The following is a 15,676-nucleotide window of genomic DNA, read 5'->3' as shown; positions in this document are numbered from 1 at the left end:
TGGGCAGGCTCAGACGCGCGGCATGTTCTTGGTCACGCAATGGATGCCACCACCGCCGCCGGCGATGGCATCGATGTCCACCTGTTCGATCACCCGCCCCGGGTACAGCGTCTGCAGCAGTTCGCGGCAGTAGCCATCAGCGTTCGCATCGCCGAACTGCGGGGCGATGACCGCTCCGTTGATCGGCAGGAAATTGATGTAGCCGCGGGCCAGATCATCATTGTTGCGGGTGTGCACGTTGCTGCGCCCGCCCAGCGGTGGCGGCAGCGTATGCACCTGCAGGCGGCGTCCATCGGCATCGGTGGCCGCGCGCAGGATGCGCAGGTGTTCGCGGGTCAGATCGTGGTCGTAGGAGTCGGGGTCGTTGTCCAGGTTGGCGATGACCACGCCCGGCTGCACGAAACGTGCATAGAAATCCACGTGCGCATCGGTGATGTCTTCGCCGGCGATGCCCGGCAGCCAGATCACCTTGCGCAGGCCGAGGTGGTGTTTCAGTTCGGCTTCGATTTCGGCGCGTGACCACCCCGGATTGCGGTTGCGGTTCACCCAGCAGCTCTCGGTGAGGATGGCCGTGCCGTGCCCATCCACTTCGATGCCGCCGCCCTCGCCCACCAGGTCGCTTTCCAGCAGCGTGGCACCGGTGGCCTGCGCCAGCCAGGGCGCCACCGCGCCATCGTTGCGCGCGGTCTGCTTGCCACCCCAGCCGTTGAAGTTGAAATCGACCAGGCCCAGCCCGCCGCGCGCGTCGGTGACGAAGCAGCCGCCGTAATCGCGCACCCAGATGTCATCCAGCGGCACATCGAGGAATTCGATGTTGTCGTGGCCGCAGCGGTCCTGCGCCTGGCGGCGCTGCCCGGGGCGGCACAGCACGCTGACCGGCTGGTAGCGGGCGATGGTGCGGGCCAGGCGGGCCACGGTGTCATTCACCGCTGCGGCCTGCGCGCCCCACACCCGGGGCTGCGCGGCGAAGGCCAGGAACACACGTTCCTGCGGGCCGTGTTCGTCGGGCATGTACCAGCCGGCAGGCAAGGCGGCCCGCGCGGCCGGGGTGGCGGCCAGGCCCAGTGCCGCCAGGCCGCCCAGGCCTGCGGCGCCGGCGAGTTGGGAAAGGAAGAAACGTCGGGTCGACATGACGGTGAAGTCCAGCTGATGAATGGGAATCCAGCGCGTGCAGCGCGATGGGCCCATGCTGCGCTTGCCGGCGCCGGCCGACAAACGATAGATTCAGCGCATATCTGATCAGATTTACTTATCGATCATGCTCAAGCATTGGCCCCCGCTGACCGCACTGCGTGGCTTTGAAGCCGCCGCCCGGCTGGGCAGTTTCCACCGTGCCGCCGAGGAACTGCACCTGAGCCAGTCGGCCATCAGCCAGCAGATCCGTGGGCTGGAAGACTATCTGGAACAGCCGCTGTTCTTCCGCCAGGGGCGCAGCGTCAGCCTGACCGATGCCGGTATCGATCTGCTGGCCACGACCCAGGCGATGCTGCGCCAGTTGGCCGGCGGCATCCGCCGCCTGGACCAGTACCGCAAGCCGCACCAGTTGATTGTCAGCGCCAGCCCGGCGTTCGCCCGCCACTGGCTGGTGCCGCGCCTGGGCGACTTCCGCAGGCGGCACCCGGAAGCCGACCTGTGGCTGCTGACCAGTGAAACGCCGCCGGACATGGCCAGCCAGACGGTGGATATCGCAGTGGGGGATGACCTGCAGCCGCAGGCGCAGTGCCAGCAGCGGGTACTGCTGCAGGACCGTCTGTATCCGGCCTGCCACCCCAGCGTGCTGGCGCAGCCGGTGGCCGAACGCACCACCCTGCATGGCGAACGCGAAATGGACTGGAGCCAATGGCAGGTGCAGGGCGGCGCGGACGTGGGCCAGCAGCGCGCGGGCCTGAATTTTTCCGAGCCGGGGCAACTGCTGGATGCGGCCTGCCAGGGCCTGGGCATCGCCCTGGTGAGTGAACTGCTGGCTGCCGGTGCCCGCGCGCAGGGCCTGCTGCAGCCATTGGACGAACACCGGGTGCAGGGACCACGCTGGAGCTGGCTGCTGCACGATGACAGCGCCCGCGATCCGCTGGTGGTCAGCTTCTGCAACTGGTTGCTGGCCACGCTGGAGCGCGACGACGGCTGAGCCGGATGGTCAGAGCGCCTTCCTCAGCACGTCCTTCAACCGGCGCTTGTGCGATTCCACGGCCCTCCAGTTCCAATCACACACCGGCGGAACATCCAATGCGCCGCGCTCGCGGTCGAGGGCGGCGCGTTCGGTGAGCGCATGCACCTTTGCCACGCAGTTTGCATCGGCGGCCATCGGCAGCAGGATGCTGATCAGGCCCCAACCGGCCACGCTGAAGCGGCCGGATTCACCACGGCCAGGTTCGAAGGGACGCACCCGCACGCCACCGCCCATGTCCGGGTACTGCACGCCCACCAGCAGCATGCCGCCGGAAAGGGTCTGCAACGCGCGCGCATGCCCGCAGAACACTTCGGCTGAATCGAAGCGGCGCGGCGGCATGCCCGCACTGGAATAGAGTTCGGTGACCAGCACCGGGCCACGCTTGAACACGGCGTGTGCCATGGTTTCCACCACTCTGTTGGACACAGCCGCCATCGTTACACCGGGTTGCCAGGCCGCCGTTGTGCAGCGAACGCGGAGCGCCCGATGCCTGCACGATCAACGCGCATCAGACGGCCTGCCCTTCAGCGCCCGCGCAATCGCCGCTTCGGCCAGCGGCGACATCAGCGCATAGCCCTTCGCGGTGGGGTGCACGCCATCGGCCGCCAAGGCGGGATCCAACCCGCCGGCCGCATTGGCCATGGGCGTGTAGTAATCCAGGTACACCAGTTCCTGTACACCGGCGTAGTCCTTCAGTGCGGCGTTCAGTGCGCGTACCTTGGGCGCTGGCTGGGTGCCAGGCATCCACGGGTAGTCACTGACCGGCAGCACCGAGGCCAGCACCACGGCGATGCCGTGCACCTTGGCCAGATCCACCATTGCATGCAGGTTGTCTTCGATCATCGCCTGCGTACTGGGCCCGGTATTGCCGGCAAGATCGTTGGTGCCCGCCAGGATCACCACGACATCCGGCTTCAAGGCGATCACATCCTGGCTGAAGCGCAGCAGCAGCTGCGCGGTGGTCTGCCCGCCGATGCCACGATTGAGGTAGCCCTTGCCGGGGAAGAACGCAGCCGCATCTTCTTCGCCCCAGCCCTGGGTGATCGAATCACCATAGAACAGCACGCGCGGCACACCGGCCTGCCTGGCGGGAAGCTGTGCGTTCGCTGCACGGTAGCGCCCCAGTTCGGCCCAGTCGGACAGGCGCTGCTGCATGAACTGCACTTCGTCGGCAGTGACCTGCCCGACCGGCTTCACCAGCAGCGGGTTGATGGCCGGTGCCGGCTGCGCCTGTGCGGCGGCCGCGCCAAGCAAGAGCGCGGCCGTGCAGGCCATGCGTACCCGCGATGGTGCGCGTTTCATGAATTCTCCAGCAGGAACTGGCTGATCTCGCGCCGCAGGTCCAGGTCATCGGTCTGCCGCGCGGCCTCGTCGGCGCGCAGCGCGAATTCGTAACCGCGCTCGGGCTCGCCCTGGTCGATGTGGCGGCGCGCCAGTTCCAGACAGATGGACGCTTCGCCTTCGATCACGCCCAGCTGGCGCGCCTGGGCCAGCGCGCGCTGGTAGTAGCCAATCGCCACGCCGCTGTCGCTGGTGAAGTCGCCCAGTGTTTCCCACATGAAGGGATGGTCGCGGCCTTCGGTCGCCATCGCATCGCAGTACTGGCGAAGTTCATCGTGCAGCCGCCATTGGCTGCGGGTGTCGCCGTGGGTGCTGGCGTTGGCCATTTCGACCGCTACGCCCAGTACGTGGTCGTACACGTCCTGTGGAATTTCCATGGGAACCTCCTGCCGCTTGTGTGTTGCACGGTCAGGCTAGCACGGCCGGGTGGCAGTTCATCCACGCGTGGCGTGGTACCGCATCCACGCATGGCGTGGCACTGCATCCACGCATGGCGTGGATCTACTGGGGCGGGTGGCGATTCGTCCACGTGTGGTGCGGAGTTACCGGGGCCGGGTGGTGCCCGGCCGTGCGTTGGTTCATCCACGCATGGTGCGGAGTTACCGGGGGCCGTGCGAAGGCGGTACGTCCTGTGCGCCCCACTGTTCGTTCTTCGTGGTGCCCAGTTCGAAATCCAGGGTGCCGCCACGCTGCACGAAGTCGGCCGGCAACCAGCTGGCGCCGCTGTCCTTGCCGTCCACGCGCAGCGACTGCACATAGGGCGCATCCATCGCCGCGCCGCGTGCACGCACCACGATCTTCGCGCCCGGGCGGGCGATCACCACTTCGGGGAACAGCGGGCTGCCGATCACCAGGTCCGCACGGCCCGGATACACCGGGTACAGGCCCAGCGCGGACCACACGTACCAGGAGGACATCTGGCCCAGGTCATCGTTGCCGGGCATGCCTTCGGGGGTATTGGTCCAGATCTGGCGCATGGCCTGGCGCACCGTTTCCTGGGTCTTCCATGGCTGGCCCAGGAAGTTGTAGAGCCAGGGCGCGGCGATGGACGGTTCATTGTCCAGTTCCGCGTGCAGCGGCCCGGACTTGGTCACCGCCCACCCACCATCGGGCTTGCGGAAGAACGCGTCCAGCCGCGCGATGCTGGCCTCGCGGCCGCCCAGCACCTGGAACAGGCCCGCCGGGTCGAACGGCACCATCCACAGGTACTGCGCGCCACTGCCTTCAACGAAACCCTCATCGGCGGCAGGATCGAAGGCCGGCCAGCTGCCATCGGCGTTGCGCGGCTGGATATAGCCCTGCTGCGCGGTGGCCTTGGGGTTGTAGAGGTTGCGCCACCAGCCGGAACGCTCGCGGAACTGCCGTGCGCCCTGCGCATCGCCGGCGGCCAGGGCCAGCTCGGACAGACCGAAATCGGCAGCGACCATTTCCAGCGTATCGGCCGCACTGCCCCAGCCTGGTGCGCCTTCCGGCATGTACTTCAGGGCAAGCCACTGGTCCAGGCCCGGCCGCTGGCCCACGCACAGCACCGGGCAACCGCGCTTGTCGAGGTCGCGCGCGGTGGGCACCGTGGCGGCCTGCTTCAGCGATGCGTAGGCACGCTGCAGATCGAAGCTGCGCCCACCGAAGGCATGGATGGCGGCCACCGAGGGCGGCGACGGATCGCCGTTCATCACCCCGGTCGCGCCGGTGATATGGGTCCAGCGGTCCCACACGCCGCCATTCTGGTCGGCCTGGTTGAGCAGCGACTGCGCGACGTCCGAACCCACCTGCGGCTGCAGCAGGGTGACCAGCTGCAGCTGCGAACGGTACACATCCCAGCCCGAATAGTTGGCGTACTGCGCCTTCTGCCGCTTGGACAGGCCATGCACCTTGCCATCCATGCCGCGGTAACGGCCGTCGCCATCGCTGTGCAGGTTGGGCGCCAGCATGGCGTGGTACAGCGCGGTGTAGAACACCGTGCGTTCGTCCGGCGTGCCGCCCTGCACCCGCACCTGGCCCAGCAGCGCGTTCCACTGCGCGCGGGTGGCCGCCTGGGTGGCCGCTACCGTGGCGCCCTTGGGGCTTTCGCGGCGCAGGTTGGCACGCGCGCCGGCTTCGTCCACGTAGGACACGCCGATACGTGCGGTCACCACCGGCGTGCGCTTGGCATCGAAACTGATCCAGCCGCCCGCGCCCTTGCCGGCCGGCGGGTGGCCCTTGCTGCCATAGGTGGTGCCGCCACCGCCTTCGCGCGCACCGGCCTGCACGGCGTCATCGCGCCAGGTGCCACCCACCCCGAACGGCTGGTCGAACTCGGCAACGAAATGCAGGGTGTAGTAGCTCTCGCGACGGTCTTCGGCCAGGTAGCCGCAGAAGTTGCCGCTGGTGACCGAACCGCGCACGGTGCGCGTGGCCGGGTCGATGATGATGGTCGAATCGCTGCTGCCCACCTCGCTGTCGGAGGTGCGGAACAGCAGGTTGGCCGGTTTGTCGGCCGGGAACTGGAACTGCCCCACCGCCGTGCGCGCGGTCGCCGCCAGGCTCACCGCCACGCCATTGTCCAGCGTGAGCGTGTAGGCGCCGGGGCTGGCCGTTTCCTTGCGATGGTCCAGCAGGCTGGTATAGCGCATGCCCGCATCGGCCGAAGACGGCGACAGTTCCACCGGCAGGGTGACCGGCATCAACGGGATATCGCCGCTGGCACCGGTGCAGCCGGTACCGTTGACGTGGGTCAGGCTGAAACCGCGCACGCCGTTGCTGCGCCACTCATAGCCACCGGGTGCGGCAATCGGGAAGCGCTTGCCCGGCAGCGCGGTCATTTCCGGGCTGAAGGCCACCATGCCGAAGGGCACGGTGGGGCCGGGATAGACGTTGCCGGCGTTGGTGGTGCCGATGAAAGGATTGACCTCGGCGGCCAGATCCTGCGCGGGAGCCTTGGCCGCCAGCAGTGGCACCGGGGCCAGCGACAACACGCCTGCGGAAAGCGCGGCAGACACCACGACCAGCAACGAACGGGACATCGACAACTCCAGTGGAAGGAGGCACCCACGCGCCTTGAGCCACTGAGAGTAGTACGTGCTTGACCCCCGGGCGACAGGCCGTAGGTCATGGTTGCCGGTACCCGATCACGAACCGCAGCGCCCGGCGGGCGCCTCTATCAGAACAGCGTGCCCAGCTTGAACAGCGGCAGGTATGCGGCGAACATGGCCAGCGGGGTCGCCAGCATCAGCGTCACGCTGCCGATCAGCGCGGACAGGCGCGCCCGCCCTGCCAGCCACGCGGCAATCACCAGCAACGGTGCAAGCCAGACCAGCCCATAGCTGCTGGCAAATACCTGGGTGATCATTGGCAGCGGCTGGCCGGCTTCGGCAAAGCTTTCAGCGAAGCGCGGTATGGCAAACCTGCCCAGCGCGGTACAGCCCACCGCGGCCACGCCGCTGCACAGCAGGCCGATCAGCAACCATCCGAATCCAGCGCGCCCCACGGCAGCCTTTTTCATCGCGACATGCCTGCCCGGTCAGTACGTGCCCTGCACGAAGGGCTGGCCCGCCTGGGTGGTGCCGATGATCATCGCCACCGATTGACCCTCCTTGCGGAAACCCGCCGAACACACCGCATCGCGCCCCTGGCCACACTCGATTTCCGGGAAATCCGGCAATGCGGCCTGGCGTGATTCCGGCAGCGTGGCCTGCCACCCCGCCGCATCGAGCAGGCGCTTGGCCTTGGCATAGGGCATGCCGGCGGTGATGCCCAACGCGGCCAGCTCACCGGTCACGTCCTGCGCCGACGCGATGACCGGGGCGATGGCCAACGACAGGGACACTGCAAGGGCGATGGCTTTCATTGAACGCATCCGTGGCAAGCATCAGAGCTGCAGCGTACCGCAGCTTTGCGGCACTGCCATGCACACATCACAGATGGTTACGCAAAGGCGCTGCACCGGCACAGCCGCGTTACCGTGCGTACGCGGAATCCTGCAGGTCATCGACAGCGGCTACAGCCAGGCGATCATCCGCCTGCGGTTCCAGGGTAAGGAACAGTGTGCGGCCTGCCTTGCCGTAGACCACCGTGCAGACCGAGCGCAGGCCATTGCCGCAGTCCAGCTCCGGATGCGCGTCCATCGGGGCGCGCCCTTCGTAGTCGTGCGGTTGGGCGACCCAGCCAGCGGCCAACAGCATCCGGCGCGCCTGTGCGTAGTCCATGTCCAGGTGCAGGCCGAGCTGATCGGCGGCGACGGGAAGCTCCACGCGCGGCGCCGGCGGGTGCGTGGTGGAACACGCAGCCAGCGGGGCCAGGGCCATCACGCCTGCAACGGCCAGCAACCAGGTTTTCATCGTGCACTCCTTTGCGTCAGGTCCGGTGCATGCGAACAGGGCCGCCCAAAGGCGGCCCTGCGTGGAGCAGTCGAGCAAGCTCGACTCTACTTCGCGTTTTTCACGTAGGTGTCAAACCAGTTCAGCATTTCCGACACCAGCTGTTCGTTCGATTCCAGCGCCGTGTACCAGTGCGGTTCGTTGGGCAGCATCACCAGGCGGGTGGTGCCGCCGTTGCCACGGATGGCCTGGTACAGCTTGCGCGACTGGAACGGCTCGGTACCCGGGTTGGCATCGTCTTCGCCGTGGACCAGCAGCAGCGGCAGCTTGATCTTGTCGGCGTAGAAGAACGGCGAGGCCTTCAGGTACACATCCTGCGCCTGCCACACCGAACGACGCTCGTTCTGGAAGCCAAACGGGGTGAACGTCTTGTTGTACGAACCGCTGGTGGCCACGCCAGCCTTGAACAGGTTGGTGTGGGCGATCAGGTTGGCGGTCATCAGGCCGCCATGGCTGTGCCCGGTCACGCCGATGCGGTTGCGGTCGACCACGCCCATGTCCACGGCCTTGTCCACCGCCGCCTTGGCGTCGGCTTCCAGCTGTTCCAGGTAGGTGTCGTAGGCGGTCTTCGGGTCGCCCACGATCGGGAACGAGGCGTTGTCGATGATCGCGTAGCCGGCCAGCAGCATCAGGCGGTACGGCTGCAGGCGGGTGAAGGTCTGCTGCGAACCGGACACCTGCCCGGCCTGGGCGGCGTTGGCGAAGTCGGCCGGATACGCGTACAGGATGGCCGGCACGCGCTGGCCTTCCTTGTAGCCCGGCGGCGTGTACAGAGTGAAGGACAGGTCCACACCATCGGCACGCTTGTAGGTGACCAGCTGCTTCTTGATCTGGCGCACTTCCGGGGTCGGGTCGACCAGCTTGGTCAACGCGGTGGCAGTGGACGCAAACTGGGCCTCACCCTGCTTGGCTGCGGCAACCGGCTCGCCCTGCTGGCGCACGAACGCATTGGGCGGGTCCATCACCGACTGGTGCCAGGTGAGGTAACGGCCCGGCGTGTTGCTGAAGCCCAGGAACTGCTCGTAGGCATCGGCGTCGCTGCGGAACAGGCGCTCGGTCTTCAGCGAGCCCAGGTCCAGGCGATCCAGGAACGGACGGTCGCCCTGCGGCGAAGCGCCCTGCCCGCGCAGGAACACGAAATTGCCTTCCTGGCGCACCACGGCCGCACCGTTGGGCAGGCGCTTGAACACCAGGTTGCCCGGGTCGCCGTACAGCTCATCGCTGGACATGTCCCACAGCAGGCGGCCTTCCTTCTTCGGCTGGTCGACATCGACGATGCGGGTCTGCACCCAGTGGCGGTTCTCGTCGTTCTCGAACATGAAGGACACCGCCGGGTCAGCCGACCAGGCCAGGCCTTCAAAACGCTGCGTGGTGCGGGCGATTTCCACCGGCTTGCCGTTGAACGGCGCCTTCAGCATCAGCACGCGGTCGCGCTGCGGCACGCTCACCTTCCAGTCCCCCTTGTCCAGCGCTTCGGCATAGACCAGGGTGGCCGGATCGGTGGAACGCCAATCGAAACCACGCGGGCCTTCCGGTACGCCGTGCACCGGCACGCGGTCGGCCAGCGGCAGGCTGGCGATGGCCGTGGTCTTGCCACTGGTGATGTCCAGCACCGCCACATCGTTGGCGAAACGCTGGTAGGTGACTGCGTGCGAGAACGGCGCCTTGATCGATTCGGTCAGCACGTGCACGCCATCCGGCGCGGCACTGACGTCGTTGAAGATGGCGGCGGTGCCCACCGGGCGCACCTTGCCGCTGGCGGTGTCGACCACGGCCAGCTGCGAAGCACCGTAGTAGGCGAACAGCTTTTCGTCATGCACGCTGGTGAGCGTGTCGCGCGCTTCATAGGTGCTGCTTTCGCCGCTGCTGCCCAGCGATTCCTGCGCATCCGGGCCGGTGGGTACGCCGCCGTTGGACGGGGCTGCACCCTGGTTGGCCGGCACCAGCTTCACCAGCAGGTTCTGGCTGCCGCCCAGCCACTGCACGGTGCTGCCGAAGATCGGGTTGAGCTGCACGCCCGGCACCTGCTTGACCTGGCCGGTGGCCGCATCGCCCACCCACAGCTGCACGCTGGTATCAACCGCGTTCTGGAAGGCGAAGTGGCTGCCATCGGCCGACCACTGCGCCGCACCGGCGCAGCCCTGCGGCAGGTCGACCTTGGTGGTCTTGCCACTCGCGATTTCCACCACGCTGAAATCGGCGACGCAGGCCGGAATGCCGTAGCCACCAGGGGTGTCATGGCGGCTGCGGTTCTTCGGCTCCAGGCGCACGCCGGCCAGCTTCAGGTAGGGCTGGGCCACACGCGCGATGGACGGATAGGTCTGCGCGGTGGTCAGCAGCAGGCGCTGGCCACTGGGGTCGATGTTGGGCATCGGCGGCGGCGGCGCCTTGAGAACCTTGAGCAGCTGTTCCGGCGGCTTTGCGTAGTCGGCAAGGGCCGGGCCGGCGGCCAGCAGGCCGGCAGTGGCAACGGCAATGGCCGCCGCCAGCGAGGTGCGATGGATGAGCATCCGTGATCCCCTGGGGTGTGATTGGGTACCCGCACAGCGGGCATCGGCCGAATCTAGCACCCCAGGAGCTGTCGTGAATGGGCCGGAAGGGCTAGTGGCCGGATGGGGCCAAGTCCGCCGGGCATAGCCCGGCGCTACCAGGCACAGGGCTGTCTCCGGTAGCGCCGGGCCATGCCCGGCGACCACCTGCCCTTGCGTTACTGCTGCGCGTGCAGATCCCAGGTGGTCAGATAGTCAGGGTCGACCACGATCTCGCCGCCCGAACGCAGGCGGTACTCACCCGGCTCCGCCGGCAGGTACTGGTCCAGCATCGGAGGCAGGTAACGTTCATGGCCATCGGCCTCGTCGGCCAGCACCACGCCTTCCTCCGCACTGATGCGCAGCACCGTGCCCGAATACTGCTGCTGGTCCTGCATCTGGCCATCACCGCCATAACGGGTAATGCCCACCAGCACCACCTTGCCGATCATCTGCTCGACCTTGGCGTCGTCCAGGGTCGGCAGCAGGGGAATGGATTCGTTGCTCATGGGTGCACCTCCAAAGCCTGCAGGGACATCTTCGAAACGCTTGAAGGATGGCAGCTTGCGGACACCACGACCATCCTGGCCGGTTCAGTCTCCCCAACGCTGTATGCTGCCACCGGCTGCGGCAGGGGGAAGTGAAGATCGCGCGCCGGCTGCGGTCGGCCGCAGGGTCCTGGCGATCCATTGGAGTAACCTCTGCTTCACCCTGCTGCCCCTAAGGTCAGCCTTCATCACGCAAGGAACGCGCATGCCCAGGCACGCATTCATACCAACGTGGCTCCTTCTTGTTTCGGCCACGCTCAGCGCGTGTTCCCACACCGCCGCCCGCACGCAGACAACTCAAGGACTCGACACCATGGCCCCGACCGCTTCACAGACCACCCCCGCTGCACCGCTGGACGCAGAGCAGTTGCTGTTGCGTCTGCTGGATCTGGTCCAGGCCACGTCCTCGGCAAGCGAACTGACCGTCGAGCGCGTCTCTGCCGCGATGGGTGAACCCGCCCGCCTGTTTGCACCCGGTCACTTCGGATACGGTGGCGCGCTCACCCCAGAGTGGAGCTATGGGCTGGAAGTGAAACACGCGGGTACCGCGGACGCACGGCTGGATCTGAACTTCATCGACACCAGTACGCAGCAGAAGGCACCGGCCACGGCCATCTGCCAGATCGATTTCAACCGGTTCGCCTCAGCGCTGGATGCTGCGGGCTTCACCCGGCAAACCGTGCGGGGCGAGCATGGCCGGACCATCTACGACCGCTTTGACCGTTCGCAGCTGAGCATCAAAGTGGACACCACCCCCGAGCGTCCTGCGGCGACTGGCGAGGCACTGCATGCGTGCATCCGCCTTGTGACCGTGCAGTAAGGGCTGCGATCGATGGCGACCCTTTCAGAAGCGACCGAGCGCCTGCTGGGCGAGTTTGCAGGCAAGACCGGCGTTACCGCCGATCAGGTAAACAACCTGCGCGCGGTCATCAGCCATTCCCCCGTACTGGCTGCCCAGGTCGATGCGGCCATCAGCGCGGGGCACCTGCAGCACTTCGAGCTGCAGCCTGCCGGGGAACATGCCGGCGGCACCTACCATGGCGATACCAAGACCATCGAACTTCCTTCAGCGGGCCTGTCCACGCCAGCGGGCAATGGCCGCCTGGATACCGCGGAACTGACGTTCGTGCTCGGGCACGAAATCCAGCACGGCTTCAACCACCAGGCGACCAGCGATGCGTATGAAGCATTCGAAGATGACCTCGAGAGAGTTGTCGCAGGACGCACGGGCCACGATTACACCCCGGCCATCGCAACCGTGCTGGCTGCCAACCGCCGCGATGAGGCCACGGCGAACATCGAGGGCTGGAACGCGCTGGTCAGCCAGATCCGCACAGCAGACCCGAACGCGACCCTGAAGGAGTTGTACGACGCCAGCCCACGCGCGAAGGACTTCGTACGGATGGTTCCAGGCCCGCCCGCCAGCTACGCCGCCCATACCGACCTGACGCTCAATGCCGACCTGAGCATGACCGCCACCCCAGCCAACATCGAGGGCATGGCAAGGCATTATTTTGACCAGGGCGTAAGCGCGAAGCTTGGGCACCATGGGAACTCGGACTACCAGAATCTGTATGGCGCCTATGCCGTTGCCCGCGCCTGCCAGTACGAAGCGGCCAACCCGCCGCCCGACGGCATCAGCAGGATGGAGATCAACATGCAACGGCTGGGCCTGCAGGAGGGCCTGCTTGAACAGAATGGCCTCTATCTGGGCGAGGGAACGCCCCCACGCCAGCCCTACTTCGACACCAGCAGCGCGCCCTCGACACTGCATTATTTCGACCACACCGAAGGAAGCCACGTGCACGTGCCCATCGCCGCGCGCTCGTCTGCCGATGCGGTGATTCCCGCGGTACCGCGCGATCAGGACGCCTCCCCGCTCGCCCCGGATGCCGACCGTGACCTCCACGAACAGATCCGGAACAAGGTGGCTGGGCTTGATGCAGCCAACGGGCGCAGTTTCGACCAGCACAGCGAGCGACTCAGCGCCAGCCTGCTGGTGCTGGCCCGCGAGAATGGCCTGGACCGCGTAGACCATGTCGTACTGAGCCGGCAGACCGCCGATGCCGCAGGCGCACAGAACGTCTTCGTGGTGAAGGGAGCGCTTGATGACCCGGCTTCAGTGCGCGCTTCCATGGCCACGACCGAGGCAGCACAGCGGCCGGTGCGGGACAGTCTGGACAGCCTGGCCCTGGTGAACCAGCGGCAGGTCGAGGCCGCATCGCAGGAGCACGCACGCGCGCAGGTGCAGGACCAGCAGCGCAGCCCGCTCTCCCACTGAGGCAGCTTGGCGATGGGGCGCCGGACGATCATCCGGCGCTCCCATCGCACGCCACGCTAGAATGCGCGCATGCGCACCGTCCACGCCCTCCGTTACATTACCCCGCTCCGCGAAGGGGGTTCCCTGCCCGCCGTGGTCGAGACCGACGACGACGGCATGGCCGTACTCAAGTTCCGTGGCGCCGGTCAGGGCCCCAAGGCCCTGATCGCCGAGCTGATCGCCGGCGAAATGGCCCGCGCGGTCGGCCTGCCGATCCCGGAAATCCTGTTCGTGGAGCTGGACAGCGAATTCGCCCGCACCGAACCGGACCCGGAGATCCAGGACCTGATCCGCGCCAGCGAGGGCCTGAACCTGGGCCTGGATTACCTGCCCGGCTCGATCAACTACGATCCGGCGGCGATGCCGGTGGACGCCGATCTGGCTTCGCGCATCGTCTGGTTCGACGCGTTCACCAGCAATGTCGACCGCACCACGCGCAACCCCAACCTGATGGTCTGGCACCGCAAGCTGTACCTGATCGACCATGGTGCGGCGATGTACTTCCACCACGACTGGGCCAATGCCGGCGATGCCTGCGAAAAGCCCTTCGTGCTGATCCGCGACCACGTGCTGCTGCCATTTGCCAACCGCATTGCCGAGGTGGATGCCGAGCTGGCCGCGCGCCTGCCCGATGCGGAAATCGAGCGCATCGTTGGCCTGGTGCCGGACAGCTGGCTGGTGGACGAGCCGGCCTTCGACAGCCCGCAGGCGTACCGCCAGGGCTATATCAACTACCTCAAGCACCGCCTGAAGGTGCGTGCGGTGTTCGTGCAGGAGGCCATCCGTGCCCACGCTGCACACGTATGACTATGCCGTCATCCGCGTGGTACCGCGGGTGGAACGCGAGGAATTCATCAACGTCGGGGTGATCGTGTCCTGCCCCGGCGCACGCCATCTGGAAGCGGCCATCGAGATCGATACGGCGCGCCTGCAGGCGTTCGCGCCCGCGCTGGACCTGGACGCGCTGCAGCCCTGGCTGGATGCCATCGTGGCGATCTGCCGCGGCGACGCCGATGCCGGCCCCATCGCGCAGCTGCCGGCACGGGCGCGCTTCCACTTCCTCACCGCCAAGCGCAGTTCCATCGTGCAGATGTCCAGCACGCACGTGGGCCGCACGGCCGATCCGGCCGGCGTGGTGGACCATCTGATGACGAGGATGGTGCGGGTGCCGCGCTGAGGCGGCACCTGGTCAGCCGGGCAGGATGTCGCGGCGGACGCGTGGATCATCCCGCCGCAGCGACAACACCCGCCAACCGGCCTTGCGCTTGCGCTCCACCAGCGTCGCCAGCGCGCTGGCATCAGGCCGACCCTTCTTCGTGTACTTCACTGGCGCCAGCACCAGCAGCAGGACGCGCTGGTGCGCCGGAATCGATTCGCGCTCGTCCACCGGATTCCAGGGCTTGTCCACCGCCAGCAGCGCGTCGACATCCTCTGGCCACGGCAGATCGGTGAACGCGGGATCGCTGCGCTCCAGCAGGTCCCCCTCGCTGATCGGTCCCTTCGCGAACACCTGCTCCACCACGCGTGACAGCAGCCGTTCGGGGAAGCGCCACACACTCTCATCGGCCAGCCCTGTGCGTGGCAGTGGCCAGTTGCCCTGCAGGCACAGGAACAGCTCGGTCATCGGCGGGCCGGCGCCATGCAGGCCCGTGCTGAACAGCAGCTTGAAGTCGGACTTTCCGTCAATCAGGCTCACGTGCAGGGATGCCCTGGGATCAGTCGACACCGGCGAGAGCTCAGGTCGCAGCACCGGCCCGGCGGTGTTGTGCACGAACACGACGATCGATTCCCCCGCGCCCTGCACATACGGGCCTTGGTAGTCACGCACGCTCCTGCCTCCGTGGCGCTCCAACGTGTCAGCCACTGCCGGGTGATTCCAGATGCGCGCCACGTCCAACGGCGACTGGTTCATCTGCCGGTGCAGGCGGTTGACGTCGGCACCGGCCTGCAGCAGCAGATCGACGATATCGCTCTGCCCCCTTACGGCGGCAGCGTACAGCGGTGGGCACCAGGCCAGGGCCCCACCGTCGGGGTCGGCACCGGCCTGCAACAGCTGTTTGCAGACGGCCACATGACCGTTGTTCACGGCGGCCATCAAGGGCCTCTCACCGTCGTTGCCGTTGAAGCTCAGATCCACCGGCAGGCCCCACGCCAGCAACCAGTGGCAGACCGCTTCCTGGCCGCGCGCCGCCGCCATGTGCAGCACGCTTTTGCCGCCTGCGTTGCCAAAGTAGGCCAGCCGCAGCAGGGCAGGCTGCGCGGCGGCAATGGCGCGCACCCGATCCAGATCCCCCGCTTCCACGGCGTTGTAGAGGCGAACGAGTTCGCTCTCGTGTTCGATACCCAATGCGTGGCGATCGCTCATGCTTCGTCCATGAAACCGGTGTTGATCGTCCAGCGTACCGCACACCACGCGT

16 protein-coding genes are annotated in these 15,676 nt (G+C 67.0%); 5 read left to right on the top strand and 11 right to left on the bottom strand.

Features of this window, described 5'->3' with window-relative positions; genetic code table 11:
• Positions 1-9: 9 nt before the first annotated feature.
• Entirely contained in the window at positions 10-1,131 is a 1,122-nt protein-coding gene (locus tag ACM2ZB_RS01625; protein ID WP_416057163.1) for an agmatine deiminase family protein, read from the bottom strand.
• A 127-nt stretch (positions 1,132-1,258) separates the two neighbouring features.
• On the opposite strand from ACM2ZB_RS01625, the gene ACM2ZB_RS01620 reads away from it, so the two are divergent.
• Positions 1,259-2,125 carry a LysR family transcriptional regulator gene (locus ACM2ZB_RS01620; RefSeq protein ID WP_416057162.1) on the top strand — a complete coding sequence of 289 codons (867 nt, stop codon included), beginning with the start codon at positions 1,259-1,261 and terminating at the stop codon, positions 2,123-2,125.
• A gap of 9 nt (positions 2,126-2,134) precedes the next feature.
• On the opposite strand, the gene ACM2ZB_RS01615 is transcribed toward ACM2ZB_RS01620, so the two are convergent.
• The 9 genes from ACM2ZB_RS01615 to ACM2ZB_RS01575 all read right to left on the bottom strand — a co-directional run bounded on the left by ACM2ZB_RS01615 (position 2,135) and on the right by ACM2ZB_RS01575 (position 10,900).
• Positions 2,135-2,569, bottom strand: a complete 435-nt coding sequence (locus ACM2ZB_RS01615; RefSeq protein ID WP_416057161.1) for a hypothetical protein — start codon at positions 2,567-2,569, stop codon at positions 2,135-2,137.
• A gap of 96 nt (positions 2,570-2,665) precedes the next feature.
• Positions 2,666-3,469 carry an SGNH/GDSL hydrolase family protein gene (locus ACM2ZB_RS01610; protein ID WP_416057160.1) on the bottom strand — a complete coding sequence of 268 codons (804 nt, stop codon included), beginning with the start codon at positions 3,467-3,469 and terminating at the stop codon, positions 2,666-2,668.
• Positions 3,466-3,885, bottom strand: a complete 420-nt coding sequence (locus tag ACM2ZB_RS01605; protein ID WP_313437401.1) for a hypothetical protein — start codon at positions 3,883-3,885, stop codon at positions 3,466-3,468. Before ACM2ZB_RS01605 ends, ACM2ZB_RS01610 begins: the two co-directional genes overlap by 4 nt.
• A 222-nt stretch (positions 3,886-4,107) precedes the next feature.
• Complete coding sequence (locus ACM2ZB_RS01600) at positions 4,108-6,510, bottom strand: GH92 family glycosyl hydrolase (RefSeq protein WP_416057159.1); 2,403 nt, start codon at positions 6,508-6,510, stop codon at positions 4,108-4,110.
• Between the two features lie 137 nt (positions 6,511-6,647).
• A complete protein-coding gene (locus ACM2ZB_RS01595; protein WP_313437407.1) occupies positions 6,648-6,989 on the bottom strand; it encodes a hypothetical protein in 342 nt (113 codons plus the stop codon).
• Between the two features lie 18 nt (positions 6,990-7,007).
• A complete protein-coding gene (locus ACM2ZB_RS01590) occupies positions 7,008-7,334 on the bottom strand; it encodes a hypothetical protein (protein ID WP_416057158.1) in 327 nt (108 codons plus the stop codon).
• 109 nt (positions 7,335-7,443) lie between these two features.
• Positions 7,444-7,824, bottom strand: coding sequence for a hypothetical protein (locus ACM2ZB_RS01585; RefSeq protein ID WP_416057157.1), 381 nt, complete (start codon positions 7,822-7,824; stop codon positions 7,444-7,446).
• An 86-nt stretch (positions 7,825-7,910) separates the two neighbouring features.
• Positions 7,911-10,373, bottom strand: coding sequence for a S9 family peptidase (locus ACM2ZB_RS01580; protein ID WP_416057156.1), 2,463 nt, complete (start codon positions 10,371-10,373; stop codon positions 7,911-7,913).
• A 197-nt stretch (positions 10,374-10,570) separates the two neighbouring features.
• A complete protein-coding gene (locus ACM2ZB_RS01575; RefSeq protein WP_416057155.1) occupies positions 10,571-10,900 on the bottom strand; it encodes a hypothetical protein in 330 nt (109 codons plus the stop codon).
• Between the two features lie 352 nt (positions 10,901-11,252).
• Here ACM2ZB_RS01575 and ACM2ZB_RS01570 point away from each other — a divergent pair, with 352 nt between their 5' ends.
• The 4 genes from ACM2ZB_RS01570 to ACM2ZB_RS01555 all read left to right on the top strand — a co-directional run bounded on the left by ACM2ZB_RS01570 (position 11,253) and on the right by ACM2ZB_RS01555 (position 14,436).
• Complete coding sequence (locus ACM2ZB_RS01570) at positions 11,253-11,759, top strand: hypothetical protein (RefSeq protein ID WP_416057154.1); 507 nt, start codon at positions 11,253-11,255, stop codon at positions 11,757-11,759.
• A 12-nt stretch (positions 11,760-11,771) separates the two neighbouring features.
• On the top strand, positions 11,772-13,220 hold the full coding sequence (locus ACM2ZB_RS01565; protein WP_416057153.1) for an XVIPCD domain-containing protein: 1,449 nt from the start codon (positions 11,772-11,774) through the stop codon (positions 13,218-13,220).
• A gap of 69 nt (positions 13,221-13,289) precedes the next feature.
• Positions 13,290-14,066 (top strand): HipA family kinase, encoded by a 777-nt coding sequence (locus ACM2ZB_RS01560; RefSeq protein ID WP_416057152.1) that lies wholly within the window; start codon positions 13,290-13,292, stop codon positions 14,064-14,066.
• Positions 14,044-14,436 (top strand): DUF3037 domain-containing protein, encoded by a 393-nt coding sequence (locus ACM2ZB_RS01555; RefSeq protein WP_416057151.1) that lies wholly within the window; start codon positions 14,044-14,046, stop codon positions 14,434-14,436. Before ACM2ZB_RS01560 ends, ACM2ZB_RS01555 begins: the two co-directional genes overlap by 23 nt.
• A gap of 12 nt (positions 14,437-14,448) precedes the next feature.
• Here ACM2ZB_RS01555 and ACM2ZB_RS01550 read toward each other — a convergent pair whose 3' ends face one another.
• Positions 14,449-15,624: an ankyrin repeat domain-containing protein gene (locus tag ACM2ZB_RS01550; protein ID WP_416057150.1), complete on the bottom strand. Its 1,176-nt coding sequence runs from the start codon at positions 15,622-15,624 to the stop codon at positions 14,449-14,451.
• Positions 15,625-15,676: the final 52 nt, after the last annotated feature.

The organism is Stenotrophomonas maltophilia (genome assembly GCF_047782825.1).
GTDB lineage: Bacteria > Pseudomonadota > Gammaproteobacteria > Xanthomonadales > Xanthomonadaceae > Stenotrophomonas.
This window is presented reverse-complemented; position numbering and strand designations above follow the sequence as displayed.